This window comes from Tardiphaga sp. GW821-FHT12E02, assembly GCF_058807155.1.
The window spans coordinates 3908837-3935214 of the sequence record NZ_JBXAQK010000001.1 but is presented as its reverse complement, the minus strand read 5'-3'; the positions used below and the strand labels follow the sequence as shown (position 1 = coordinate 3935214).

The following is a 26378-nucleotide window of genomic DNA, read 5'->3' as shown; positions in this document are numbered from 1 at the left end:
GGCTTGCTTGTCGCGGCATCCATCATAGCGTGGATGGGTTGAATGGAGACGAGACAATGACACCTGTTCCTGCTGCGGTTCATGCCGGAGATCATCGCATCGTCGTTGTCGGCGCCGGCTTTGGTGGCCTGGAAACCGTCCATCGGCTGCACGGCGTCAAGGCGCATATCACGCTGATCGACCGTCGCAATCATCATCTGTTTCAACCTCTGCTCTATCAGGTCGCCACCGCCTCGCTGGCGACGTCCGAAATCGCCTGGCCGATCCGCTATCTGCTGCGTGGACGCAAGGATGTCACCACGCTGCTCGGCACCGTGATCGGCGTCGATCCCGTTGCGAAACATGTAAAGCTCGATGACGGGCAGGCGCTGCCTTACGACACGCTGGTGCTCGCCACCGGCGCCGGCCACGCCTATTTCGGCCATGACGAGTGGGAGCCGTTCGCACCAGGCCTGAAGACGCTCGAGGACGCCACCACCATTCGCCGCCGCATCCTCACGGCATTCGAGCGTGCCGAGAGCACGAGCGATCCCGAGGAGCGCGCAGCGCTGCTGAATTTCGTCGTCATCGGCGCCGGCCCGACCGGTGTCGAACTCGCCGGTACCATCGCCGAAATGGCGCGCACGACATTGCCGGGTGACTTCCGCAATATCGACACCCGCAAGGCACGTGTCGTGCTCGTCGAAGCCGGATCGCGCGTGCTTGCCAATTTTCCGGAGCAGCTATCTGCCTATGCGCAGCGCTCGCTGGAAAAGCTCGGCGTTGAGGTGGCACTCGGCCATGCCGTGTCGGACTGCAGCGCCGATGGCGTCGTCTATGGCGAGACGCGCTTGCCGGCGCGCACGATCATCTGGGCGGCAGGCGTGCGCGCATCGCCCGCGGCCGAATGGCTTGGCGCCCCGGCCGACCGCGCCGGCCGCTTGCAGACGAGCGCCGATCTCACCGTGCCCGGCCATCCCGAGATTTTTGCGATCGGCGATACCGTGAGCATCGCAGCAACCGATGGCTCTCCGGTGCCCGGCATCGCGCCGGCAGCGAAGCAGGAAGGGCGCTATGTCGCCAATGCCATCAAGCAGCGCCTGCGCGGCGAGACGCCGGCGCCGTTCCGCTATCGCCACGATGGCAGTCTCGCGCAGATCGGCAAGCATCTGGCCGTTATCGACTTCGGCCGCTTCAGGCTGCGCGGTGCGATTGCGTGGTGGATCTGGGGCATCGCCCACATCTATTTCCTGATCGGCGTGCGCAATCGTCTCGCGGTGGCACTGAACTGGCTGTGGATCCATACGCTCGATCAGCGCGGCGCGCGGTTGATCACACAAGGCCGCGCTGTGCTCGGCGGTGCTGCAAAGCCGGAGCAGGACAGCGAGAGGCCGCGGATCAAAGTGGTTCGGTGAGCGTCCAGGGTGGATCGGCAAAGGCTGCGATCAGGAAGTCCAGAAACACGCGGACTTTGGCCGGCGGATTGCGACCGGGTGGATAGACGCCATAGATGCCGCCGAGCGTCAGCGGCGGCTGATCCAGCGGCAGCGCCACCAGCTCGCCGCTGCGCAAGGCGTCGGCGACGATGAAGGTCGGCTGATAGATGATGCCTTGCCCGGCGATCGCGGCGCGGCGCAGCGCGTCGCCATTATTGGCGCGCAGGTTGCCCGATACTTTGACATCCACATCGCCCTTGGTGCCGAACGACCAGCGCTCGATCCCCACCGGGCGCGACAGCGTGTAGCCGAGGCAATTATGCCCGGCGAGATCGGCGACGCTGCGCGGTGTGCCATGGGCGGCAAGATAAGCGGGCGCGGCGCAGACCACGGTGGCGCAGGGCGCAAGCCGGCGCACGGTCAGCTGCGAGTCGGCGAGGCGGCCGATCCGCACGGCCACGTCCCAGCCTTCCTCCACCAGATCGACGAGCCGGTCATTGAGTGCGAGATCGACAGTGACATGCGGATAGCGCGCCGCGAAAGCGGGGAGGATCGGCGCGAGATAATCGGTGCCGAAGGAGACCGGCGCATTGACGCGCAACAGGCCGACCGGATCCAGGTGATCGCTGGTGATCGCGGCATCCGCCGCCGCCATCTCGGCCAGGATGCGCTCGCCGGCCTCCAGATAGCGCTTGCCGTCCTCGGTGAGGGCGATCTTGCGGGTGCTGCGGTGAACCAGGCGGGTGCCGAGCCGCGCCTCGAGGGCCGCGATATGCTTGGTCACCATGGTTTGCGACAGGCCCAGAGCGCGCCCGGCCGCCGAAAAACTGCCGGTGGCGGCAACGCGCGCAAATACTTCTATTCCGGTGAGCCGATCCAGCATGATATCCTCATCTCACTCCATAAGTGTGAGCTGGTATCCGATATAGATCAATTCTCATCATGTTGAAGGGGGATTATGTCCCGGTGATCGCCATTCAGGAGATCCACCGTGATCGATACCCGCACCGCGCCCTATGCCGCGCTCATCCTTCGCCTCAGCCTCGGCATCCTGTTCCTTGCCCATGCCGGGCTCAAATTCTTCGTCTTCACCCCGGCCGGCACCGCCAAATTCTTCGGCAGCCTCGGCCTGCCGCCGGAGCTGGCCTATCTCATCATCGCCGTCGAGACGGTCGGCGCCATCGCGCTGATCCTGGGCCTGTGGACGCGCATCGCTGCCGTGTTGCTGATCCCGGTGCTGCTCGGCGCCATCGTCACCGTGCATGGCCCAGCGGGCTTCTTCTTCACCAATCCGAAGGGTGGTTGGGAATTTCTTGCATTGTGGATCGTCGCACTCGCATCGCAGGCGCTGATCGGCGCGGGCGCCTATGCCATCGACAATCTGCGCAGCATCCCGGCGCCTGCAGCAGTGCCCGCATCGGCCTGAACCCAACCGTCATTGCGCGCGTGAAAGGACGCATTCCATGGCTCTTCCCAGCATCTTTCTCTCGCATGGTTCGCCGATGCTGCCTTTCACCGATGCGCCCGCGCGCAGCTTTCTGACAGGACTCGGTGCGTCGCTGCCGAGGCCTGACGCGATCGTGGTGGCTTCGGCGCATTGGGAGACCTTCGCGCCGGAAGTCAGCGGCACCGCGCGCAACACCACCATCCACGATTTCCGTGGCTTTCCGCGCCAGCTCTATGAGCTGGATTACGACGCGCCGGGCGCGCCACAACTCGCCGCAGAGGTCGCGGGCCTGTTGCAGGATGCCGGGTTATCCTGCGCCGTCGAGCCGCTGCGCGGCCTCGATCACGGCGCCTGGGTGCCGTTGCTGCTGATGTATCCGCAGGCCGACATCCCGGTGTTTCAGGTGTCGATCCAGACCCATCTCGGTCCCGCCCATCATGTCCGGCTCGGCCGTGCACTCGCTTCACTACGCGAACGCAACGTGCTGGTGATCGGCAGCGGCAGCTTCACCCACGATCTCTCGTCGTTTCGTGGCCAGGCCGTCGATGAGCCGGCGCCCGACTGGGTCAACGACTTCGCCGACTGGTTTGACGATGCGCTTCAGCGCAATGCGATGGATGATCTGCTGGCCTATCGCACGCACGCGCCGCATGCGGTGAAGAACCATCCCACCGATGAGCATCTGCTGCCGCTCTATGTCGCGCTGGGCGCAGGCGGCAAGGCGAGGCGGCTGCATGCGAGTGCCACGCACAGCATCTTGCGTATGGATGTGTATGCGTTCGATGACGCGTAAGCGAACTACTTCGCTGCGGCCGCCTGAAACTTCACCGCGGGCTTCGTCACCGCGCTAAAGCGCAGGATCACCCGCGTGCCGGTATGGTTGGGATCGCGCTCGACCGTTGCATCCAGCTTGTTGGCCATGGCGCTGACGATGCGCTGGCCCATGCCGGTGGAGCGTGGGTCGGCCTTTACATTGAGGCCAACGCCATCGTCGGTGATCGACAATTCGAGATCGTCGCCCTGGCCTGACAGCACCACATGGATCGGGCCGGCGCCGTCGGGATAGGCGTATTTGACGGCATTCATCACCAGCTCGTTGACGATGATGCCGATGGCGACTGCGCGGTCCGGATCGATCTCAATGGCTTGCGCCTTCAGCGTCAGCCGTGACATGCGGTTGCCTTCGGCCGAGCGGCGAAGGTCTTCGAGCAGCGCTTCGAGATACTGATTGAGCAGCACGCTGTTGAGATCGTGCGACGTATACAGGCGGCGATGCACCTGCGCGACGGCAGCAACGCGGCCCATCGCATTGGTGAGTGCGACCTTCACATCGTCTTCACGCGCCGAGCTTGCCTGCAGGTGCAAAAGCGAAGCAATGATCTGCAGCGAATTGCCAACGCGGTGATTGACCTCACGCAGCAGCACTTCGCGCTCGGCGGCCAATGCAGCGTAGCGGTCGCGCGACGCATGTACTTCTGCTTCGGCGTCGTCGCGCGCCTTCATGATCGCAGCCTGCCGGATCGCCGTGTCGCAGGCCACGGTGAGCAGCGGGATGAAGTCGCCGGTGGCGTCCTTGACGAGATAGTCGGCGGCGCCGGCCTTGAGCGCGGTCACCGCGATCTTGCTGTCCTGCGAGGCCGTGACGAACACGACCGGCGGCGGCGACGGCAGTTTCTGGATCAGGTCCAGCACTTCGAGGCCGTCCATGCCAGGCATGTATTGATCGAGCGCGATGACATCGACACCGCCCGCTTTGATGCGTTCGATGCCGGCCTCGCCATTCTCGCAGTGTTCGACAAGATAACCCTGCCGCTTCAGCCCACGCTCCACCAGCCGCGCGAGACCCGCGTCGTCATCGATGTAGAGTAGCGTGGGCGTGGCAGTCGTGGTCATGGATTGGCTTGCGGAACCTGAATCACGGAGAAGAACAGACCGAGTTGACGGATCGCGTTGGCGAAATTCTCGTAGTTCACGGGCTTGGTGATGTAGACGTTACAGCCGAGCTCGTAGCAGCGCTTGATCTCTTGCGCGTCGTCGGTGGTGGTCAAAACCACGACCGGCGCAAATTTGAGATATTCGTTCTCTTTGACCCGGCGCAGGATATCGATGCCGGTCATGTCGGGCAGATTGAGATCGAGCAGGATCAGCAGGGCGTCGCCGCGATGTGCCGAGCCGGTGCCATCCTGGCCGAACAGATAGGCGAGGGCGTCTGTACCGTTTGTGAACGGCTTGATCTCATTGTTGACACCGGAGCGCCGGATATTGCGCTCAATCAGACGGGCGTGACCCTCGTCATCCTCGATCATAATAATCGTGACGGGACTGCTCATGATTCTTCGTTCCTGCTCTTGCCCGTCCAGCGGGCGGGCAAAGTGACGGTGAAAGTGCTGCCATTGCCGAGTTCGGACGACACCGACATGGTGCCGCCCAGCCGGCGCACAAGGGCACGCACATGCGCCAGCCCAATACCTTGGCCGGGCCTGTCCTGTGTACCCGCCCGGCGGAAAAGATCAAATATCCGCTGGTGATCCTTGGGATCGATGCCGCGGCCATTGTCGATGACCTCGAAGATGGCAAAGCCCATCTTGGTGCGGCCTTTAATGCGGATATCGCCGGGAACGCCGGTTTTCAGATATTTCAGCGCATTGTCGATCAGATTGCCGAAAATCTGCTCCAGCGACAGACGGTCGCTGACGATTTCCGGCAATGGCTCGACATGGATCTGGGTTTCGGTCTCCGACGCCTGATGCGCGACGGTAGAGGCAATGCCTTCGATCAACTCGCGGGTGTCGATCTTCACCGGCCGGAACTCGCGGCGGCCCTCGCGGGTGAGATTGAGGATCGCGCTGATCAGCCGGTCCATCTTGCCGATCGAGGACTTGATAAAGCCAAGGGCTTCGCTGAAGTCCGATGACAGCTGCTTGTCTTCGGCGGGAAGCGCCGGCTCCGGCAGGTTGCCGTCGGTGTCGGGAACCACCGGCTCTTCATTGGCCAGCGTGGCGATGCGGCGAAAGATGTCGCCGCGCAGCTCTTCCAGCTCGCTGGTGAAGCCCATGATATTGACCAGCGGCGAGCGCAAGTCGTGGCTCACGATATAGGCGAAGCGCTGGATTTCCTCATTGGCCTCGCGCAGGTCCGCGGTGCGCTCCTGCACGGTGGTTTCGAGGTTGAGATTGTTGTCGCGCAGCTTGGCTTCGGCTTCGTCGCGCGCATTCGATGATTGCCGGACGAGGAAGACGGAGACCGCCGCGAACAGGACGACAAGCGCCGAGCCTGCGATCGTAATGAAGGACGCCCATTGCTGGCTTTCATCCGCAGTGCGCGTGCGCTCGACAAACAGGCGGCCTTCCTCGGCGCGCATGGCACGGGTGATGTCGGCGATGGCTTGCACCGCTTCATTGGCACCGCCACGGCGCAGGATCTCGATGCTGGTCTGGACTTCGTTATTCTTGATGCGATCGATGCCGCGGCCGAATTCGGCGAGACGCTGCTCCACCGCCGCGCGCAGTTTGGCCGAATTGGTGACCTGCGCCGGATTGTCATTGGCCAGCTTCGTGAGCTTGTCGACGGCAGGAAGGATCGCCGACGATGAGGTCTCGTATTCGGTGAGGAATTGCGGGCCCGACGACAGCAAGTAAGCGCGGGTGGCACTCTCGGCCCGGCGGATTTCCAGCAGCAGGTTGGAGATCTGGTTCTGGACCTCGACCGTGTGGGTGACCCAGCGCTGGTCGTCTCTGGCGCGGTTGACAAAAATCACCGACGCCGCGCTGATGGCGATCAACACCAGCAACCCCGCCGTCAGCAGGACAATTTGCCAGAATGCACGCTTACGGGCTGCGTCAGCTGTCATGACGAGCCTGGACCAGTTTCAGCAGCAATTTCGACATAGCCCCCGGGAACCGGGAGTTCCCGGCACCCGACAAACGCCGATCTCGCTGTTTGGTTCCATCGGCGCCGCAACTTTCTCAACCGCGTGCTAACCGCCTGATTTTCCGGCCAGATACTGCTCCAGCCAGTGAATGTGGTAGTCGCCCTCGATCATATCCTGCTCGCGGGCGAGCTTCCGGAACAGCGGCAGCGTGGTCTCGACGCCGTCCACCACGATCTCGTCCAGCGCGCGGCGCAGCCGCATCAGGCATTCCGGCCGGTTCTTGCCGTGCACGATCAGCTTGCCGACCAGCGAGTCGTAATAGGGCGGGATCTTGTAGCCCTGATAGACGGCGCTATCGATGCGGACGCCGAGGCCGCCCGGCGGGTGATATTGCGTGATGGTGCCGGGCGAGGGCCGGAAGGTTTCCGGGTTTTCCGCATTGATGCGGCACTCGATGGCGTGGCCGATGATGTTCACCTCGTCCTGGGTGCAGGGCAGGTCGCCGCCGGCGGCGATGCGGATCTGCTCCAGCACGAGATCGATATCGGTGATCATCTCGGTGACGGGATGCTCGACCTGGATGCGCGTGTTCATTTCGATGAAATAGAACTCGCCGTCCTCATAGAGGAATTCGATGGTGCCGACGCCGAGATACTTCATGTCCTGCATCGCCTTGGCGCAGATGCCGCCGATCTTGGCGCGCGCTTCCGGTGACAGGATCGGCGACGGACCTTCCTCCCAGACCTTCTGGTGACGACGCTGCAGCGAGCAGTCGCGCTCGCCGAGATGCAGCGCACCGCCGCGGCCATCGCCCAGCACCTGGATCTCGATGTGGCGCGGTTTTGTCAGGTATTTTTCGAGATAGACCGAGGCATCGCCGAAGGCGGCCTTGGCCTCGTTGGAGGCGGTGGACAGCGCCATCAGCAGATCGTCTTCGGTCTGCGCCACCTTCATGCCGCGGCCGCCGCCGCCGGCTGCGGCCTTCACCAGCACCGGGAAGCCGATCTCGCGCGCGATCGCCATCGCATCGTCTTCGGGGCCGACGCCACCATCCGAACCCGGCACCACGGGAATGCCGAGACGCTTGGCGGTCTTCTTGGCTTCGATCTTGTCGCCCATGGTGCGGATATGCTCCGCCTTGGGGCCGATGAATGCGAGATTGTGGTCGGCGAGAATCTCGGCGAAGCGCGCATTCTCCGACAGGAAGCCATAGCCCGGATGCACCGCATCGGCGCCGGTGATTTCACAGGCGGCCAGCAGCGACGGGATATGGAGATAGCTGTCCTTGGATGCGGGCGGACCGATGCAGACGCTCTCGTCCGCGAGGCGCACATGCATGGCGTCTGCGTCAGCCGTGGAGTGCACGGCCACGGTCGCGATGCCGAGCTCCTTGCAGGCGCGCAAGATGCGAAGTGCGATCTCGCCGCGATTGGCGATCAGGATTTTCTCGAACATTCTATTTGCCTTGCTGTGTCGTCATCCTGAGGTGCGCGCTTGCGCGCCTCGAAGGATGGCCACGGGCTCCGAGCTCTCATCCTTCGAGGCTTGCCCTGCGGGCAAGCACCTCAGGATGACGGAGAGTCTTGTTACTCAATAATAACCAGCGGTTCGCCGTATTCGACGGGCGCGCCGTCTTCGACCAGGATCTGGGTCACAGTGCCGGCACGCGGCGCCGGGATCTGGTTCATGGTCTTCATCGCTTCGATGATGATCAGGGTCTGGCCGGCGGTGACCTTGGTGCCGACGCTGATGAAAGGCGGCTTGCCCGGCTCCGGCGCCATATAGGCAGTTCCGACCATCGGCGAGGGCACGACGCCCGGATGCTTGCTGTAGTCCGGTCCCGACGGTGCGGCGGGGGCAGCAGCGATGGCCGAGACAGCAACCGGCGCAGGCGCGGCAGCCACAGGCGCCGGTGCGTAGACCGGAGCAGCGGCGGTGGTTACATGAATTTCGCGGGCGACGCGAACATGCAGGCCCGAACGCTCGACTTCGATCTCGGTAAGATTGGTCTCGTTCAGCAGCTGCGCGAGTTCGCGAATGAAGGCGCTGTCGGCGGAGGCAGCTTGCGGCGCCGCGATCTTGGGGGCGGCGGCTTTCGGGGCGGCTTTGGCAGGAGGCTTACGGGCCATGGGCAATCCGATATCTGAAGGAGTGGGTTTGAATCAGGTGAGCGGGGTCTTGCCGAGCTTGGCGGCGAGACCGGAGATCGCGAGGCGATAGCCCTCGATGCCGAAGCCGCACAGGCTGGCAAAGGCGGCACGGGCCGTGAAGGAGTGATGGCGGAAGTCTTCGCGGGTGTAGACGTTGCTGATATGCACTTCGACGGTTGGCACTTTCACACCGACCAGCGCGTCATGGATCGCGATCGAGGTGTGCGAATAGGCACCGGCATTGATGACGATGCCGACAGCCTTGGTCCGCGCCTCGTGGATGTAATTGACCAGTTCGCCCTCGATATTCGACTGGCGGCAATCGACCGTCAGGCCAAAACTCGCAGCCGCCTTTGCACACAGCGCCTCGACATCGGCGAGGGTGGCGTGCCCATAGGTCTCCGGCTCCCGGATCCCCAACAGATTGAGGTTGGGGCCGTTGAGAACGAAGACGGTGTTGGCGACTGAATTGGCCATCGAGGGTCCCGGACAGGCGACAGGGCGCAAAGGCGCGGTTCTGCCGGGGGTTATAGGTAACCTCGGCGGTGAGGGGAAGCCTTACCGGGCCGGGTTCCCCCAGCCAAATACCTTGTCTGGTTGATAAAATGCCCAACGGAACCAGTGGATTGGCTCGTTGCCGGGCAAGAGCCGCAATGCGGAATAAAACACAGCTCCCATCGGCAAGGCGGCAGCGCCGCTCGCGCAACGGAAAAGGGCGGGTTCCGAAGAACTCGCCCTTTGCTTGAGCTCGGTGATTGGCGCTTACGCGTCGATCACAGCCACGATGTCATAAGTCGCGGGATCGATAATCACGATCTGGCTGCCCACCATGATCAGGTTGAAGCCGCGCCAGGCCGGGTAGATCGTCACGATCTCGGCCGGGACCGGATGGAAGTGAACGTCGCGTGGCACCCGCGTGCCCACCGAGACTGAGAAGTTCACATTGGTCACCGGAGCGATATTCTGCTGCTTCACCACGGTGGTGACCTTGGTGCGCTGCTCGGTGGTAAGCTTGGCGCCGGCCGCAGCCTGGCCGGTGGTCGTGGTGGACTTCTCGGTCGTCGTCGACTTGCTGTCGGCGGTGGACTTCGAATTGGCGGCCGGATTGTTCTTGTCCTCGGCCTTCATGTCCTTCGCGTTCTTGCCGTTGTCACGGGTCTGATCGCTCGCACGCTGATTGCCGTTATCGCGCTGCATCTTGTCGTCCGATTGCGTCTGCTTGGTCGCAGGCTGCTTCTGCTCGGACTTGTTGGTCGTGTCCGTCGCCTCATCGCGCTTGGTCGGTGCGCTGTTGGCCGCCGGCGCCGCACGATCTTCCGCGCCGCCGCGCATGGATGCGCCGCCGCCGGCTGCGCCACCCGCTGCACCGCCGCCCGCCGGCGCTTCGCGGCTCATGGTCGCGCCGCCACTCGCGCCGCTTGCTCCACCCGGGCTCCCGCCGCCGGCACCGCCGGGGCTCTGTGCACTGACAAAACTCGTACCCGCAATCAAAGCGGCAGCAGCGACAGTCGCAAATAGACGCTTGTTCATTTCGGTTCTCCTCGCAGTGGTAAGTTTGCATTGCCCGCCCGACAACGGAGCCCGCATACGGATGTTCCGGAGAAAGTGTAGTTTCTTTGCCGATGTTATGAGCAGTGCCGATTGCGTCAGGCGTGCTGACGCTTGCCATTCATGCTGCATTCACACGACGGCCACGCTCATAATGCGGAACTGCTATCCGTATCGTCGATCGGCGTCTTGCAGACTTCCTCGCCATTGTCATCGAGCACGATGACCTTGCGATCGTGGTCGTCACGTCGGATATCCTCCGCGATCTGGCGCGCGATCCGTTCTGCAACAGTTTTGGCTTGCGCGTCGCTATGACAGTCCTGGCCGATCGGGTCTTCCAGTCGAAATCCATCGACAATCTCGAAATGATACTTTGGCATCTGCAGCCTCCATCCTCTGCAGAACCAAGCCGGCGTCGTCGATCCTGTTCCGCGATTCGGTCATGACGGGCAGGGACTTATGTCGGCGGCGCATGGCAGGAACTAAAGCTGGCGGTTGTGCATTGGCCTGGTTGAAATGAGGATCAGGGCATGACGGCATTTATCGAACGCATGGTGCAGAAGATCGCCGAGGCCGCGCCGATCGAGACGGCGATGTCGGGTCTTGTTGCGGGTGTTCTCGAAAACACTACGAGCAAATTGGAGCGTCTGCGCCCGGAACTGGCCTTGTTGGACAAGGACAACATCCATGCGGATGGCGAAGCCGCCTGAGTTGCGTCGATCGGCAATCCAAGCCGAACCGTTTTGCGCCGCCCGGTGCCCAATACTAACGTTGGCGGCGCCTTTTTCCCGTAGCCGAGTGGATCGCGCCGGCAATATGCCGGGCGTCAGTTCATCGTGACCGACCGACACACTCGTGGGTCACGGAGGCAGATACCAGAATTGACGCGCGTCAAAGGGCTGCAATAGACAAATGTCGCAACTCACATAACCTCCGCTCCGCGGCCATGGCTGGCGCCGCGGAGCGTATTGTCGATGCGGGTGTGGATTGCCGGGATTGCTGCCATTGCCGCGCTTTGCGCGGTGCCCGCACTGGCATGGGAGCATTGGGGCGGCGATGCCGGCGGTACGCGGTTCTCACCATTGTCACAGATCACGCCGGACAATGCCGGCCGCCTGGTCGAGGCATGGACGTTTCATACCGGCGATCTCATCGCCCGTCCGCCGGCGCAGATGCGACGCTCCAAATTCGAGGCGACGCCGCTGCTGGTGGATAACAGCCTGATCTTCTGCACGCCGTTCAATGAAGTGGTGGCGCTCGATCCTTCCACAGGCCGCGCCCGCTGGCGCTACGATCCCGGCATCCCCGCCGATTTGAGGCCCGGCAATCGCTGGGTCTGCCGTGGCGTGACGCATTGGCGTGATGACCGCGCAGCGGCGGGCGTTGCCTGCGCCAGCCGCATCTTCATGGGCACCAATGATGCCCGCGTGATCGCGCTCGATGCGAAGACGGGACAGGCTTGCGCCGATTTCGGCAACGCAGGCGAGGTCAAGCTCGATCCCGGCGCCCCCCTGGAATATGCGGGCGAGTTCCAGATCACGTCGCCGCCGGTGGTCGCGCGCGATGTCGTCGTGGTGGGCTCCGCCTTCGCCGACAATCGGCGCGTGGAGGCGCCGCCCGGTATCGTCCGCGCTTTCGACGCGCGGACCGGCGCGCCGCGCTGGAGCTGGGATCCGCTCATCCGCGATGGCATCGCGGCCGGCCATGCCAATGTCTGGGCGCCGATGACAGTCGACGACGCGCGCGGCCTCGTCTTCCTGCCCACCTCATCGCCAAGCCCCGATTTCTTCGGTGGCAAGCGACCCGGCGACAACAAACACGCCAATTCCGTCGTCGCGCTGAAGATCGAGACCGGCGAACTCGCCTGGGCATTCCAGACCGTGCATCACGATGTCTGGGACTACGACGTCCCCGCGCAGCCGACGCTGGCGCGCATCGATATCGGCAATGGTCCGCGCGATGTGGTGATCCAGGCCACCAAGATGGGCTTTGTCTTCGTGCTCGACCGCGACAGCGGACAGCCGCTCTGGCCGGTGGAGGAGAGGGCGGTGCCGCAAGGCGGCGCGCCCGGCGAGCTGTTGTCGCCGACGCAGCCTTATCCCACGCATGTGCCGCCATTGCTGCCGCAGCGGCTCGACCTCGACAAGCCATTCGGCGTCATCTTCTGGGATCGCAAGGCTTGCGGCGAGCAGTTAACGTCGGGCCGTTATGACGGCCTGTTCACGCCGCCATCGACGGACGGCGCGCTGCTGTTCCCCATGACCGGCGGCGGCGTGAACTGGGGTGGTGTTGCCTATGATCCCGTGCGCCAGATCATGATCGCCAATACCAGCCGCGCCGTGCATCGCATCACGCTGATCCCGCGCGCGCAGGCGCAGAACTACAAGCCGCCAGCAGGTACCGATTTCGGCCCGCAGCGCGGCGCGCCCTTTGCGATGACGCGGGCGCTGGTGGCATCACCCCTCGGCATGCCCTGCAATCCGCCGCCCTGGGGCGCCATGGTTGCGGTCGATCTCAAGGCCGGCAAGGTGCTGTGGGAGAGCAAGGTCGGCACCACCGAAGACATCGCACCGCTTGGCATCGCGCTGAACACCGGAACGCCGCTGGTCAGCGGTGTGCTGGCGACCGCCGGCGGCGTCATCTTCACCGGCGCGATGGATTCCTATTTGCGTGCCTTCGATGCGAGCAATGGCAGGGAGCTTTGGCAAGGCCGCTTGCCCGTTCCGGGCGTCGCCAATCCCATGACTTACGCGATCAATGGCGAGCAATATGTGGTCATCGGCGCCGGCGGCCATTCGGAATCCGGCACGTCCATCGGCGACAGCGTCGTGGCGTTTCGGTTGCCGCGTGACGGAGAAGCGTCGTCGCTATGGTCGCTGTATATAGATCGTCCCGGCGGGCGATTGCGGGCAGGAGCGATCATCGGCGGTATGGCGCTCGTGATGTTGATGCTCGCCGCCATCCAAATTCTCCGCCGCCGTAGGATGGGTCGAGCGGAGACGCGTTAGCGGCGGAGCGAAACCCATCACCGCACGCCCGGCGCCCGTTGTGATGGGTTCGCTTCGCTCCACCCATCCTACGAATTCGCATCAAAAAAGCCGGCTGTTTCCAGCCGGCTTTCGCAACACGATGATCGCAATCGCTCTTACGAGCACGCCGCCTTGCCGCAGCGCGCGACATTGATCTTCTCCTTCAGCGCCTCGGCGCCGACGGCGCCGATCACCACCTGGTTGCCGATCACATAGCTCGGCGTGCCGTTCATGCCCATGCTCTCGGCGAGCTTGAAGTTTTCCTCGATGGTGGCGCGCACTTCAGGGCTCGTCATGTCCTTTTCCAGCCTGGCGACGTCGAGGCCGGCGTCCTTGGCGGCTGCCAGCGAGCGGGCCTTGTCGGCCTGGCCGCGGCCGCTCAGCAGCTTCTGGTGGAAGTCGAGATACTTCTTGCCGGTCGGGTCCTGCATGCGCACGGCAACGGCCACTTGCGCTGCTTCCACCGAGCCGGGTCCAAGCACCGGGAATTCCTTCAGCACGACCTTCAGCTTCGGATCGGCCTTCATGAGCGTCACCATGTCTTCCATGGCGCGTTTGCAGTAGCCGCAATTGTAGTCGAAGAACTCGACGAAAGTGACGTCGCCGTCCTTGTTGCCGACGATGACGCCGCGCGGCGAATCGAAGATCAGCTTGGCATTGGCCGTCACGGCCGCCTTGTGCTTCTCGGCCTCGGCCACAGCCTGGCGCTTCTGCAATTCGGCCGAGACCTCTTCGAGGATTTCCGGATTCTGCAGCAGGTAGTCCTTGATGATGGTCCGGATCTCGCCACGCTGCGCGTCATTGAAGCTCTGAGACGCGCTCTGGGCCGAGGCCGGCGCTGCGAACAGCGCGAATGCCATTGCGGCGGAGGCGAGGAGGCGGAACGTGCGCATAGGTAAAATATCCTTTTGGACGAGCGATCGCGTCAGGATCATGTCAGGTGGAATGCTGCATAGCATCTTGTGATCGAAATACGCGGAATTTGTGAATGAAATCACGCGCAATTCATGGCCGCCGGCCGGACGCATCGCGGCGCTCCATGGGAGCCACAAATGCGGTGCCGGTCTGCGACAAAGCGTCTAGGTTGGACCGCGTGTGTTGCGCGGCGAGGGGGCCGGATGAACGCCAGGCTTGAACGGAAATTGCGGGTTCTCATCTCGATCATGATCGCCGGCTGCGTTGCCGGCGCAGCGTTCAGCATCGCGCACGACCTGCCGGCACTGCCGGGCATCGTCACCGGGCTCCTGATCAGCGCATGTGTCGGCGGTTTCGAAGTCCTTGTCGGCGACGGCCCCGTCCGCGCCTGGCTCAGTTCACTGCCGTTCACGACCAATCTGCTGATCAAAAGCGCGTTCTACGCAGTCGTCATTCTCGCCATCCAGTGGTTTCCCGTGGTCGATCTGCTGATCGGACGGCGGGCCGAGCTGATCGACAATACGTTCTGGTCGAGTCTCGTCTATTCCGTCGTCGTCTCCATCCTGGTCAATCTCGTGCTGGCCATCACCAATCTCGTCGGCGGGCGTGCGCTGGCAAACTTTTTCACCGGCCGTTATCACGCGCCCGTCGAGGAAGAGCGCTTCGTGCTGTTCGTCGATATCGCGGGCTCGACCACACTGGCCGAGCAGTTCGGCGGTCTTGGCATCCATCGCTTTCTTGATCGCACCTTTCGCCTGCTGTCGCTGCCCGTCGTCGATTATCGTGGCGAGGTGCTGGCCTATGTCGGCGATGAGATGATCGTCACCTGGACCAGACGGGAAGGTGCGCAGGACAGCCGGCCACTGCGCTGCTTCATGGCCATGCGCGATGAACTCGCGCGCAAGGCTGCGTCGTTCGAACGCGAATTCGGCGCCGCGCCGCGCATTCGCGGCAGCCTGCATTTCGGCCCGGTCATCATCGGCGAAATCGGCGATGTCAAACGCGCCATCGTTTTCAATGGTGATGTCATGAACACGACCTCACGCCTGGAAGCGCTGAGCCGCGACATTCCTGGCGGCTTCGTCGCCTCGCGCGCGGCGATCGAGCAATTCAAGTCCCGTCTACCCATCACCATGTGCGATCTCGGCCGCCTGCCGATCCGTGGCCGCGTCGATGGCATCGATGCGATGGGGCTGGATGCGGCGCCGCAGGACGGCGCGCCGCAGGACGGCGCGCCGCATCCAGCGGGCAAAAAATCCATAGCGGCTTTGCCAGCGCGATGAATTCGAGATCGCTGCGCAGCGGCGTACCCACCCCATCATGGCCCTAGGGAGCGGTTCGACCTCGCGGGTCGGCGCTCGGGTGGTGCAATGAGAGGTGCGCGCGCCGACCAGCCGGCAGCCTGTGCCCGTTAGCGGGAGACCGCCTTCACTTCGATCAGGCCTGCCTTGCCGAGCGCGTCGGTGAGGCGCCGGCTCTCGAAATCCAGCATGTTGCGATGCGCTTCAGGGCTGCGCTGATCGGCAGCGAATTCGACGCGGCCGGCATCCTCGAAACGCTTGCGCGCGAGCGGGCTGGCGAGCGCGGTCTGCAGCGCGCCGTTGAGCTTCTGGATCACGGCAGGCGACGTGGCCGGCGGCGCATAGAGGCCGTGCCAGACCGTGAATTCGAACTTGGCGAGGCCGGCCTCCGACAAGGTCGGCAGGTTCGGAAAGAGCGGCAGCCGCGTCGGCGACGTCACGCCATAGGCGGTGACCTTCTGCCCCTCGATCTGCGGGATGGCGGTGGTGGACTGTTCGCACATCACGTCGAGCTGTCCCGACAGCATGTCGTTCATCGCCGGGCCAGCGCCGCGATACGGAATCTCGGTCAGTTTGACGCCGAGCGTCTGCTGGATGAACAGGCCGCACATCTGCGAATTCGAGCCCACGCCGGAATGGCCGAGGGTCAGCTTGCTCGCATCCTTCTTCATCAGCTTGAACAGGTCGGCGGCGTCCGTTGCCAGACCGGGCTTCGAGATCAGGATCATCGGCCCGGCATTGACCACGCCGATCGTCGCAAAATCCTTGCCGATATCGTATTTCACATTGGGATTGAGGATAGGGCCTGCCGGGAGCGCCAGATCCGTCAGCAGGATCGTGTATCCGTCGGCATCAGCGCGGGTCAGCCGATTGGCGCCCAGCGATCCGCCGGCGCCCGGCACGTTCTCCACCACGACCGTCTGGCGCAGCGGGTCGGACATGGCTTGCGCGAGCACGCGGGCCAGCGAATCCGTGGGGCCGCCTGCCGCGAATGGCACGATCATCGTGATCGTGCGGGACGGATAGTCGTCGGCATGGCCGGGGGAAACGAAAGCGGCAAGCGATAGCAAAGCGGCAAGCGCATATTTCATGATCGTGCTCCTGATCCTGTTCCGGACGTCGCGTGGCAGCAGGACGTGACGGTCCCGTGCGATCCCGGCTATGCAGAAAGCGGACCAGAAGTTTACTGATGGAAAACAGGGCGGATTGCTGATCGTGGTGCGCAGTCTGCCGATATGCGCAGCAAATCCGGTCATAAACGCCGGCGCGTGCCGACAGGTTTACTGTGGGGCAGATGATCGGGGCAGCAGGCCGCCTGTTTCAATAGCAGGGCCGTTGCAGTTGTAGGATGGGTTGAGCGCAGGCGCGACGCGCCGGAGCGATACCCATCACCACAAACGCCGGTGTTTGTTGTGATGGGTATCGCTGCGCTCAACCCATCCTACACTCCGGAATTTACGCTATGATATGAGCGCTGCTTCTCCGAGGCGCTCATGACTGCCTATCGTCGTAACTTCCTTGCCGGTGGCTGTTTTTTCTTCACGGTCAATCTTGCGGATCGTCGGCGACGGTTGCTGACTGATCATGTGGATCATTTACGCGCAGCGTTTCATGACGTGCGACAACCTTTCTCCATCGATGCCATTGTGGTGCTTCCCGATCATCTCCACGCGATCTGGACGCTACCGGATGGCGATGCCGATTTCGCCACTCGTTGGCGGTTGATCAAGGCTCACTTCTCGCGACACGTCATGGCTGGTGAAGACGTCTCACGGAGCCGAACGATCCGCGGCGAACGAGGCATCTGGCAACGCCGCTTCTGGGAGCATACGATCCGCGACGAGCGGGATTTTGAGCGTCATGTCGAATACATTCATTACAACCCGGTGAAGCATGGCTACGTTACGCGGGTGAGGGATTGGCCGTATTCGTCATTCCATCGCTTCGTGAAGCAGGGAATATATCCGGACGATTGGGGCGGCGATCACGCCGATGCCGCTGGCGACTTCGGAGAACGCTCTGAATCGTAGGATGGGTTGAGCGCAGGCGCGACGCGCCGGAGCGATACCCATCATCACAAGCGCCGGTGTTTGTTGTGATGGGTTTTCGCTGCGCTCAACCCATCCTACGATCCTTTCGCCTCAATTCTTCCCGGCCACCTTCGCCGCAACAATATCATCCGCCTTCACCCAGCCCGGCGTGCCCACCGCAAACCTGGCCTTCGCACGTGACGCCAGATCCCGTGCGGTCTTGTTATCACCACGCAAAAACGCCGCTTGCGCCGAAGCCAGGTCAGCCTCCGCGAGCTCACCCTTGCGGCCATAGGCCATTGCGAGCTGCTGATACCCCGCCGGCGCTTCGCCTTCTCGTGCAATCGCGCCCTTGAGGATGCGGATGGCTTCGTCCGTATAGGCATTGTTGCCGGATGCGATCAGCGCCTGGCCGAGCATCATCTCGATCAGCGGAGCGTTGCTCGCAAGCTGCACTGCGCGGCGCAGCGGCGCGATGGCCTCATTCGGCTTGCCGCCTTCGAGCAGCGCCTGGCCGCGCAGTTCGTAGAAATACGGATTGGTTGGCTGCGCCTTGATCAACTGATCGATCTGCGCGATGGCAACGCTGAGATCGCCGTGGCGATAGGTGGCGATGGCGCGGGCATATTGCGCGGGCAGGCTGGTATCGGTCGGTGGATAGCGGCGGAGCACCGTGTCGCGCTGCTCCATGAAGCCCGCGGTCTTGGCGCGCATCAGCTCGTGGCGCAGCACCAAAGCGGGATCGTCCTTCTTGTCCCAATAGGGGCTCGATTTGGCGAGGCCTTCCAATGCGGCCACGCGTTCGCGCGGCATCGGATGCGACATCATATAGGGATCGCTGCCACGCGCCGCGAACAGGCTGTCGGACGAGAAACGCTGGAACGTCTCATACATGCCCTTCGCGGATTGTCCGGTCTTGTTGAGGAAGCCGACGCCGGCGCGATCGGCATTTTCCTCGTGCTGGCGCTGATAGGCCAGCATCGTGTTCATCAGCATCGCCTGCGGTGCGGCCACGGCGGCGGCGCCGATATTGCCCATGCTGTTATTGGTGCTGCCGCCGCGCGCGCCGGCCGCCATGGCGCCGACGCCGAGCAGCATGGCGACGATCATCGAGGTCTGCGCTTCGGCCAGCCGCTGGCGCAGCTTTGACAGATGGCCGCCGGCGAGATGGCCGGTCTCATGGGCGAGCACGCCGATCAGCTGGTTCGGCGTCTGCGATTGCATCAGCGCGCCGTGATTGACGAAGATGCGACGGCCGTCGGCGACGAAGGCGTTGAAGCTTGCATTGTTGATGATGACGATCTGGATGTTCTGCTTTTCCATCCCGGCCGCACGCAGGATCGGGCGCGTGTAGTCGCGCAGCAGCTGTTCGATCTCCGCGTCGCGGAGCAGGCGGATGTCGCCTTGCTGGGCACGGGCCGCCATCGGCGTCAGCGTGATCGCGGCGGCCGTGAGCAGGGCGGTCAGCCTGGAGAACATCCGGATGGCAGCTTTTTTGGGCTGCGCGTGCTGGTCTTTCATCATTGGCCGAAGGTTGGATTCGCGATAAGCCGGTACAGTTCAATATTGCGGCGGGAGCGCGGCGCGCCCGCACGCAGAAACATCGGGGTCGCCGCGCAGATAGCAGATTTTGATGTCCGATACGATCCTCCGTGCCAGCGCCCATCACCTGCTTGCGGCGTCCGGCCGCAGCGATGTTCCCTCCTTTATGGTGATGGACGTGATGGCCGCCGCCGCCCGCATCGAAGCGGCCGGTGGTCACGTCATCCATATGGAAGTCGGCCAGCCCGCAGCCCCCGCGCCGCAGACGGCGATCAAGGCCGCACAGGAGGCGCTGGCGCGCGGGCAGGTGGAGTATACCGCAGCCCTCGGCACGCCTTCACTGCGCGCCCGCATCGCGCGGCATTATCGCGACACCTACAAATGCGATGTCGATCCCGAACAGATCGTGGTGACGACGGGATCGTCGGGCGCGTTCATTCTCGCGTTTCTCGCATTGTTCGAGCCCGGCGATCGCGTGGCCATCGCAGCGCCCGGTTATCCGCCGTATCGACACATCCTCACCGCACTCGGCTGCGAGCCGGTGCTGATCGAGACGCACGCCGAGACGCGGCATGCGCTAACGGGCGAAGCTTTGTTGAAAGCGCATCGGGAAAAGCCTTTGAAGGGAGTTTTGGTCGCTAGCCCTGCGAACCCCACCGGCACCATGATGTCGCGCGAGGCGCTCACCGATCTGATCACGGCGGCCGAGAGCGAAGGCATCCGCTTCATCTCCGACGAGATCTATCACGGCCTCGATTACGCATTTCCGGCGGTGACCGCGGCCGAACTGTCGCCGAATGCGCTGATCATCAATTCGTTCTCGAAATACTTCTGCATGACCGGCTGGCGGGTCGGCTGGATGGTGGTGCCGCCGCCGCTTGTTCGCGCCATGGAACGTTTGCAGCAGAATCTGTCCATCTCGGTTCCGACCCTGTCGCAGATCGCCGCCGAGGCGGCGTTCGACGGGGCGGCGGAGATGGAGGAGATCAAGCACGGCTATCAGGAGAACCGCCGCATTTTGACCGCTGGTTTGCCGCAAGCCGGCCTCACGGAATTCCTTCCGGCAGACGGTGCGTTCTATCTTTACGCGGATGTTTCGAAGTTCACGAATGACAGTTTTGACTTTGCGAAAAAGATGCTCGACCAGGCCCATGTGGCCGCGACGCCGGGCGCCGATTTCGATCCGTTTCACGGTAAGTCCTTCATCCGCTTCTCTTATGCGCGCTCCAGCGCGGAGATGCGGGATGCCGTGACGCGCATCTGCAAGTGGCTGGCCTGATCATGAGCGCACAATCCCCAATCGCCGGCGTCTTGTGGCCCTCCAGCGGCAACACAGCGGCAGTCTTGCGACGGGCAGCCATTCTGGCCGTTGCCGGTGTCGTGTTGCTGACCGTCTCGGCCAAAGTGAATCTGCAATTGCCCTTCGTGCCGATGACCTTGCAGACACTCGTGGTGCTGATGATCGGCGCCGCCTATGGCTGGCGGCTGGGAACGGCGACGCTCGTTCTCTATCTCCTTGTCGGTGCTGGTGGATTGCCGGTCTTTGCCGGCCCCACGGGCGGCCTGAAGCCGCTCTTCGGCGCAACCGCGGGCTTCCTGTTCGGTTTTGTGGTCGCGGCCTTCACCACCGGCTGGCTCGCCGAGCGCGGCTGGGATCGCTCGGTCGGCTGGCTGTTCGTAGCCATGGGCATCGGCCATTTCATCATTCTTTCAATGGGATGGGCCTGGCTGGCCTTCGGCGTCGGGCTCGGCGTCGGCAAGGCGCTGATCGTTGGCGTGACGCCGTTCCTGGCTGGTGCGCTGCTCAAGAATGCGATCGGCGCACTTCTCATCCCGCTCGCATATGGTGCGGCGGCCCGTCGCAGCAACTAGACGCGTATGCGACCAATTACTCGCTTAATCGTATAACTAATTCCGCCCCGCGGGTTGCGGCTGCGACATTATTGCGTGTAAGGACCCCCAGTTTTGCGACAAACTGGGAGAAAATGTTCAATGTCGGTGACTGCAACGGCAGCAAAAAGTTCTGGTGCCCCTGAGGCGGCCAAGCCCTGGTACAAGGTCCTCTATATTCAGGTGCTGATCGCCATTGTCATCGGCGTGCTGGTCGGTTGGCTGGAGCCGAAATTCGCCACCAATGACTGGATCAAGGCGCTTGGTGACGGCTTCATCAAGCTGATCAAGATGGTGATCGCGCCGATCATCTTCTGCACCGTGGTGTCGGGCATCGCCCATATCCAGGACGCCAAAAAGGTTGGCCGCGTTGGTATCAAGGCGCTGATCTATTTCGAGATTGTCTCCACCTTCGCGCTGGTGCTCGGCCTCATCATGGGCAACCTGTTCCAGGTCGGTCATGGCCTGACGGCAAAGGTCGATCCGACCAACGCCGCCGTCGCCGGTTACGTGAAGCAGGCGGAAGCACAGAAGTCTGTGGACTTCGTGCTCAACATCATTCCGGACAGCGTGGTCGGCGCCTTCGCAAAGGGCGACATCCTGCAGGTGTTGCTATTTGCGATCCTGTTCGGTTTCGCGCTGATGGCGCTCGGTGAACGCGGCCATAAGCTGCGGGATTTGATCGACGAGACGTCGCACGCAGTCTTCGGCGTCATCGCCATCGTCATGAAGGCGGCACCGATCGGCGCATTCGGTGCCATGGCCTATACGATCGGCAAGTTCGGCCCGGCCGCGCTCACCAATCTGTTCAGCCTGATCCTGCTGTTCTACGGGACCGCCTTGCTGTTCGTTGTCGTCGTGCTCGGCATCATTGCCCGCATCGTCGGTTTCAACATCTTCAAGTTCATCCGCTACATCAAGGATGAGCTCCTGATCGTGCTCGGCACCTCGTCGTCGGAAAGCGCGCTGCCGCAGCTGATGGAGAAGCTGCAGCGGCTCGGCTGTTCGAAGTCGGTGGTCGGCCTCGTGGTCCCGACCGGCTATTCGTTCAATCTCGACGGCACCAATATCTACATGACGCTGGCGACGTTGTTCATTGCGCAGGCGCTCGGTGTCGAGCTGTCCTTCGGTCAGCAGATCACGATCCTGATCGTGGCGATGTTGACGTCGAAGGGCGCCTCGGGCGTCACCGGTGCCGGCTTCATCACGCTGGCGGCGACGCTGGCCGTGGTCGATCCGCGCCTGGTGCCGGGCATGGCGATCGTGTTCTCGATCGACAAGTTCATGAGCGAAGTCCGCGCGCTCACCAATATCACCGGCAACGGCATCGCCGCGGTGTTCGTGTCGTGGTGGGAAGGCGAGCTCGACAAGGACGTGATGCACGCCAATCTGAACAGGGATGTGGATCCGTCGGATGTCGAGACGGCGATCACGACAGGCTAAGGCGCAAGCGTAACGGCGCAGGATGGGTTGAGCGCCAGCGATACCCATCTACGAAACGAAAAGAAAAGCCGCCTGGTTTTGCCAGGCGGCTTTTTTGTTTGTGTGTAGCCTGGATGGAGCGAAGCGCAATCCTGGGCCGGCGTTTCAGCTAACTCGATATCCCCGGATGTCGCTGTGCTCCATCCGGGCTACGATCTCAGCTCTCGCCACCGCCAAAAGCGCGGGACCACCAGCCGGCCTTGCGCGGGGCGGCAGGCGCATCCGGTGTCGGAGCAGGTGAGGTCACCGGCGCAGCGACTGGAGCGGGCGCTTCAGCGGCAACGACGGGAGCTACTGCTTCCGGCTCGACCGCAGCGGTCGCGCTCGCGAAGCTTACCTTCTCGCGCACCGTCGAGCGGCGGCGGGCGGGCTTGTCGTCGTCCTGCGCTGGGGCAGGCTCAGGCGCTGCAGCGACCGGAGCTGGTGCGACGGGCGCGGGTTCTGCTGGTGCGAACATCGGCACCGAGTCGTGGTCGCGCTTGGGTGCTTCCACCGGCTGCGCTTCGACGCCTGGCTGATCGCCGTGACCGTTATTGGCGCCCTCGAGATCGGCGACGGCAATGCTGGCTTCGGACTCCGAGGGACCGGCGAGTTCGTCGGCGATCGAGCCGGCGAGGCCTTCCTCATTGCCTTCACCACGCTCACCGCCACGACGGCGGCGGCCACCGCGACGGCCGCGGCGGCGCGGACGACGCTCGCCATCAGCACCATCTTCGCCACGGACTTCGCGCGGCTGATCATCGGCCTCGTCATCGTCGCCTTCAGCGTCATCGCCGGCGGGCTCGCCAACGGTTTCGATCGCGCCGTCGGTCATGACCTGGGTATCGCTGACCTGCGTATCGCTGGTCTCACCGCCTTCGCGGCCTTCACCTGTACGACCACCGCGACGGCGACGACGGCGGCGGCGCTTGCGATCGCCACCTTCGCCGTCGGCGGAGGCTTCGGTGCCTTCCTCATCGCCGAGACCTTCAGTCTCTTCGGTCTCGACTTCGGCTTCCGTCTCGAACAGCTCTTCGTCGTCGTAGGGCTCTTCTTCGGGTGGCGGCGGCAGATTGGCGAGCTGCGAGGCGAGCAGGGCCTTGGCGGCTTCCAGCGTGTGGATCTGTTCGCCGCGGTCGATCACATAGGACTGCTGACCCGTCACATGCGGATCGGCAAGCACGGCGATCGTGACCTGGAAGCTCTCTTCGAGGTCGCGCAGATGGCCGCGCTTGTGGTTCAGCACATAGAGCGCAACGTCGCTGCGGGTGCGAACGACGAGATTATGCGTCGCGCCCTTCATCAGCACTTCTTCAACGCCGCGCAAAAGCTGCAGCGCGACCGAGGAGACCGAGCGGACGTGACCGGTGCCGCCGCAATGCGCGCAGACCTCGGTGGAGCTTTCCAGCACGCTGGCGCGGATGCGCTGGCGTGACATTTCGAGCAGGCCGAAATGCGAGATGCGGCCGACCTGGATGCGCGCGCGATCCTGGCGCAGGCAGTCGCTCATCTTGCGTTCGACGGCGCGGTTGTTGCGCTTCTCGTCCATGTCGATGAAGTCGATCACGATCAGGCCGGCAAGGTCGCGCAGCCGGAGCTGACGCGCGACTTCCTCGGCCGCTTCGAGATTGGTCTTCAGCGCGGTGTCCTCGATGTGATGCTCGCGAGTCGAACGACCCGAGTTCACGTCGATGGAGACGAGGGCTTCGGTCTGGTTGATGACGATGTAGCCGCCCGAGCGCAGTTGCACGGTGGGCGTGAACATGGCGTCGAGCTGGCTCTCCACGCCCATGCGCGAGAACAGCGGCTGGCCGTCGCGATACATCTTCACGGCGCGCGTGTTGCTCGGCATCAGCATATGCATGAAGTCGCGTGCTTCATGGTAGCCGGCTTCACCGGCGACCTGAATTTCATCGATCTCCTTGTTGTAGAGATCGCGCAGCGAGCGCTTGATCAGCGAGCCTTCCTCGTAGACGAGGGTGGGGGCCTGCGACTTCAGCGTCATGTCGCGGACGGTTTCCCACATCCGGATCAGATATTCGAAGTCGCGCTTGATTTCCGGCTTGGTGCGGGAGGCGCCTGCGGTGCGCAGGATGATGCCCATGCCTTCCGGCACGTCCAGATCCGACACCACTTCCTTGAGGCGCGAACGATCCTGCGCCGACGTGATTTTTCGCGAAATGCCGCCACCGCGCGCGGTGTTCGGCATCAGCACGGCGTAGCGGCCGGCGAGGGAGAGATAGGTCGTGAGAGCGGCGCCCTTGTTGCCGCGCTCTTCCTTGACCACCTGCACCAGCATCACCTGGCGGCGCTTGATGACTTCCTGGATCTTGTACTGGCGGCGCGGACGGAACGAACGCTCCGGCACTTCTTCCAGCACGTCGTCGCCGCCGACGGATTCGACCTGATCCTCTTCGGATTCTTCCTCGTCGTCCTCGTCTTCGTCCTCATCGTCCTCGGCATCGTCGCCTTCGGCCGCATGTTCGGCATCGGTGGGCGCGCCTTGCGGAGCGGCTTCGGCGGCCTGGGTGGCAATCGGCTGTTCGTCGCTCGCGGCAACTGCGGTTGGCTCGACCGTTTCGCTCTGCGCGGCGACGGGCTCGCTGGTCTCAGCGACCACCGGCTCGGCGGCAATGGCGGGCTGCTCGGTCTGCGTCCCAGCGACGACGGCGGGTTCGGAGGTTACGGTTTCGGGCGCGGCAGCGTGGGCGGGCGCGTCAAAGCTCGCCGGCACCCAGCCTTCGAATTCCGCATGCGGCTGTTGGGCCTGCGACGGATCGATGGCTGCGCCCTCGATCACATCGCTGCGTACGCGTTCGCCGCGGTCGCGGCGGCGCGAATTGCGATGACGCGAGCGGCGGCGGTTGGTGCGCTTCTCGCTCTCTTCCTCGGCTTCGCGATGCGCGGCCTCATCGGCCTCGATCAGGGCCAGACGGTCGGCCGTCGGGATCTGATAGTAATCCGGATGGATTTCGCTGAAGGCCAGGAAGCCATGGCGGTTGCCGCCATATTCGATGAAGGCCGCCTGCAGCGACGGCTCTACGCGCGTGACCTTGGCGAGGTAGATGTTGCCGCGGAGCTGCTTGCGCTGCGCGGTCTCGAAATCAAATTCCTCGACGCGGTTGCCGCGGACCACGACGACCCGGGTCTCCTCGGGATGCGTCGCATCGATCAACATTTTGTTTGGCATGGAATGGCTCATGGCGGCGGAGTGCACGCGTGGCGGCAAGCGCATTCAGCGCGGCCGGGTGACGCGAGGGTCCACCTGATTCTGGGGTGAGGGGAAGGTCGAAACGCTCACCGTCGCGCGTTGACAACTGGAAGGTCGCCGAAGGTGAGAGCCACAAAGGCAACCGCACGAAGCTGAAGCTTCGCATCGGTGTCCCCGAATGGGTCTCGGTCGGCATCACAGTCTGGCGCATCAAGCGTCGGCCCGTCTAAACTTTTGGGCGGCAAAGGCACCGCCTGCGCTGACGTCCGGCGCCACGCGAATGCGTGCGCCGGTTGTCGCTAACTCGGCCGGTAAGGGCCGGAGTTTTCGGTCATGTCGTGTCTGAAACCGCCCCGTAAGCGAGAAAGAACCAGGGACCGGACACCGCTCGGGCCAGGACCACCTCTTCAAAAACCGCGCCCGGCGCTGGTCTTGGAGGGATGATCAAAAACGCTCAGGTCTCCGATAGGTTATCGGCGAGATGAACGCTGCACCGGGAGGTTGAACGCGACACAACCGGGAGTTAATCCGTCAGCTCTTCGTACATACGTGGAATGAGGGGCGCTGG

Annotated in this window: 23 protein-coding genes; 10 read left to right on the top strand and 13 right to left on the bottom strand. The window is 63.4% G+C overall.

Annotated features, from left to right (window positions below; all coding sequences use genetic code 11):
- Positions 1–56 precede the first annotated feature (56 nt).
- Entirely contained in the window at positions 57–1394 is a 1338-nt protein-coding gene (locus tag AC1RQ5_RS18590) for an NAD(P)/FAD-dependent oxidoreductase (protein WP_493200889.1), read from the top strand.
- On the opposite strand, the gene AC1RQ5_RS18585 is transcribed toward AC1RQ5_RS18590, so the two are convergent.
- Positions 1378–2298, bottom strand: coding sequence for a LysR family transcriptional regulator (locus AC1RQ5_RS18585; protein WP_493200887.1), 921 nt, complete (start codon positions 2296–2298; stop codon positions 1378–1380). The genes AC1RQ5_RS18590 and AC1RQ5_RS18585 overlap by 17 nt on opposite strands.
- A gap of 108 nt (positions 2299–2406) precedes the next feature.
- On the opposite strand from AC1RQ5_RS18585, the gene AC1RQ5_RS18580 reads away from it, so the two are divergent.
- Entirely contained in the window at positions 2407–2841 is a 435-nt protein-coding gene (locus tag AC1RQ5_RS18580) for a DoxX family protein (protein WP_493200885.1), read from the top strand.
- Positions 2842–2878: 37 nt separating this feature from the next.
- Positions 2879–3655: a DODA-type extradiol aromatic ring-opening family dioxygenase gene (locus AC1RQ5_RS18575; RefSeq protein WP_493200883.1), complete on the top strand. Its 777-nt coding sequence runs from the start codon at positions 2879–2881 to the stop codon at positions 3653–3655.
- A gap of 5 nt (positions 3656–3660) precedes the next feature.
- Here AC1RQ5_RS18575 and AC1RQ5_RS18570 read toward each other — a convergent pair whose 3' ends face one another.
- The 8 genes from AC1RQ5_RS18570 to AC1RQ5_RS18535 form a co-directional block, all read right to left on the bottom strand.
- Entirely contained in the window at positions 3661–4755 is a 1095-nt protein-coding gene (locus tag AC1RQ5_RS18570) for a sensor histidine kinase (protein ID WP_398476604.1), read from the bottom strand.
- Positions 4752–5192, bottom strand: coding sequence for a response regulator (locus AC1RQ5_RS18565; protein ID WP_398476602.1), 441 nt, complete (start codon positions 5190–5192; stop codon positions 4752–4754). Before AC1RQ5_RS18565 ends, AC1RQ5_RS18570 begins: the two co-directional genes overlap by 4 nt.
- Positions 5189–6712, bottom strand: coding sequence for a sensor histidine kinase (locus AC1RQ5_RS18560; RefSeq protein WP_398476600.1), 1524 nt, complete (start codon positions 6710–6712; stop codon positions 5189–5191). The genes AC1RQ5_RS18565 and AC1RQ5_RS18560 overlap by 4 nt, the downstream gene beginning before the upstream one ends.
- 126 nt (positions 6713–6838) lie before the next feature.
- Positions 6839–8188, bottom strand: coding sequence for an acetyl-CoA carboxylase biotin carboxylase subunit (gene accC, locus AC1RQ5_RS18555; protein WP_398476598.1), 1350 nt, complete (start codon positions 8186–8188; stop codon positions 6839–6841).
- Positions 8189–8319: 131 nt separating this feature from the next.
- Positions 8320–8862, bottom strand: a complete 543-nt coding sequence (gene accB, locus AC1RQ5_RS18550; protein WP_493200880.1) for an acetyl-CoA carboxylase biotin carboxyl carrier protein — start codon at positions 8860–8862, stop codon at positions 8320–8322.
- A gap of 33 nt (positions 8863–8895) precedes the next feature.
- Complete coding sequence (gene aroQ / locus AC1RQ5_RS18545) at positions 8896–9360, bottom strand: type II 3-dehydroquinate dehydratase (RefSeq protein ID WP_493200878.1); 465 nt, start codon at positions 9358–9360, stop codon at positions 8896–8898.
- A 285-nt stretch (positions 9361–9645) separates the two neighbouring features.
- Positions 9646–10413: a DUF1236 domain-containing protein gene (locus tag AC1RQ5_RS18540; protein ID WP_493200876.1), complete on the bottom strand. Its 768-nt coding sequence runs from the start codon at positions 10411–10413 to the stop codon at positions 9646–9648.
- A gap of 167 nt (positions 10414–10580) precedes the next feature.
- Positions 10581–10811, bottom strand: coding sequence for a DUF6894 family protein (locus AC1RQ5_RS18535; RefSeq protein WP_493200874.1), 231 nt, complete (start codon positions 10809–10811; stop codon positions 10581–10583).
- Positions 10812–10961: 150 nt separating this feature from the next.
- Between AC1RQ5_RS18535 and AC1RQ5_RS18530 the strand changes: the two genes are divergently transcribed.
- Together AC1RQ5_RS18530 and AC1RQ5_RS18525 are read left to right on the top strand one after the other, a co-directional pair.
- Positions 10962–11141, top strand: coding sequence for a hypothetical protein (locus AC1RQ5_RS18530; RefSeq protein WP_493200872.1), 180 nt, complete (start codon positions 10962–10964; stop codon positions 11139–11141).
- A gap of 264 nt (positions 11142–11405) precedes the next feature.
- The gene (locus tag AC1RQ5_RS18525) at positions 11406–13439 is read left to right on the top strand and encodes a pyrroloquinoline quinone-dependent dehydrogenase (RefSeq protein ID WP_493200871.1); all 2034 of its coding nucleotides are present in this window, start codon (positions 11406–11408) and stop codon (positions 13437–13439) included.
- Positions 13440–13576: 137 nt separating this feature from the next.
- Here the strand turns inward: AC1RQ5_RS18525 and AC1RQ5_RS18520 are convergent, their stop codons facing one another.
- Entirely contained in the window at positions 13577–14353 is a 777-nt protein-coding gene (locus AC1RQ5_RS18520) for a DsbA family protein (RefSeq protein ID WP_398476584.1), read from the bottom strand.
- 225 nt (positions 14354–14578) lie between these two features.
- On the opposite strand from AC1RQ5_RS18520, the gene AC1RQ5_RS18515 reads away from it, so the two are divergent.
- On the top strand, positions 14579–15658 hold the full coding sequence (locus AC1RQ5_RS18515) for an adenylate/guanylate cyclase domain-containing protein (RefSeq protein WP_493200870.1): 1080 nt from the start codon (positions 14579–14581) through the stop codon (positions 15656–15658).
- A gap of 128 nt (positions 15659–15786) precedes the next feature.
- Here the strand turns inward: AC1RQ5_RS18515 and AC1RQ5_RS18510 are convergent, their stop codons facing one another.
- Positions 15787–16767: a tripartite tricarboxylate transporter substrate-binding protein gene (locus tag AC1RQ5_RS18510; RefSeq protein WP_493200868.1), complete on the bottom strand. Its 981-nt coding sequence runs from the start codon at positions 16765–16767 to the stop codon at positions 15787–15789.
- A gap of 402 nt (positions 16768–17169) precedes the next feature.
- On the opposite strand from AC1RQ5_RS18510, the gene AC1RQ5_RS18505 reads away from it, so the two are divergent.
- Positions 17170–17706: an REP-associated tyrosine transposase gene (locus AC1RQ5_RS18505; protein ID WP_493200866.1), complete on the top strand. Its 537-nt coding sequence runs from the start codon at positions 17170–17172 to the stop codon at positions 17704–17706.
- Positions 17707–17817: 111 nt separating this feature from the next.
- Here AC1RQ5_RS18505 and AC1RQ5_RS18500 read toward each other — a convergent pair whose 3' ends face one another.
- Complete coding sequence (locus AC1RQ5_RS18500; RefSeq protein WP_398476682.1) at positions 17818–19227, bottom strand: M48 family metalloprotease; 1410 nt, start codon at positions 19225–19227, stop codon at positions 17818–17820.
- A gap of 112 nt (positions 19228–19339) precedes the next feature.
- On the opposite strand from AC1RQ5_RS18500, the gene AC1RQ5_RS18495 reads away from it, so the two are divergent.
- The 3 genes from AC1RQ5_RS18495 (at position 19340) to AC1RQ5_RS18485 (ending at position 22581) form a co-directional block, all read left to right on the top strand.
- Complete coding sequence (locus tag AC1RQ5_RS18495; RefSeq protein WP_493200864.1) at positions 19340–20527, top strand: pyridoxal phosphate-dependent aminotransferase; 1188 nt, start codon at positions 19340–19342, stop codon at positions 20525–20527.
- A gap of 2 nt (positions 20528–20529) precedes the next feature.
- Positions 20530–21120: a biotin transporter BioY gene (locus tag AC1RQ5_RS18490; RefSeq protein WP_493200862.1), complete on the top strand. Its 591-nt coding sequence runs from the start codon at positions 20530–20532 to the stop codon at positions 21118–21120.
- 120 nt (positions 21121–21240) lie between these two features.
- A complete protein-coding gene (locus AC1RQ5_RS18485) occupies positions 21241–22581 on the top strand; it encodes a dicarboxylate/amino acid:cation symporter (RefSeq protein ID WP_398476573.1) in 1341 nt (446 codons plus the stop codon).
- Positions 22582–22777: 196 nt separating this feature from the next.
- On the opposite strand, the gene AC1RQ5_RS18480 is transcribed toward AC1RQ5_RS18485, so the two are convergent.
- A complete protein-coding gene (locus AC1RQ5_RS18480) occupies positions 22778–25789 on the bottom strand; it encodes an Rne/Rng family ribonuclease (RefSeq protein ID WP_493200860.1) in 3012 nt (1003 codons plus the stop codon).
- Positions 25790–26378 lie beyond the last annotated feature (589 nt).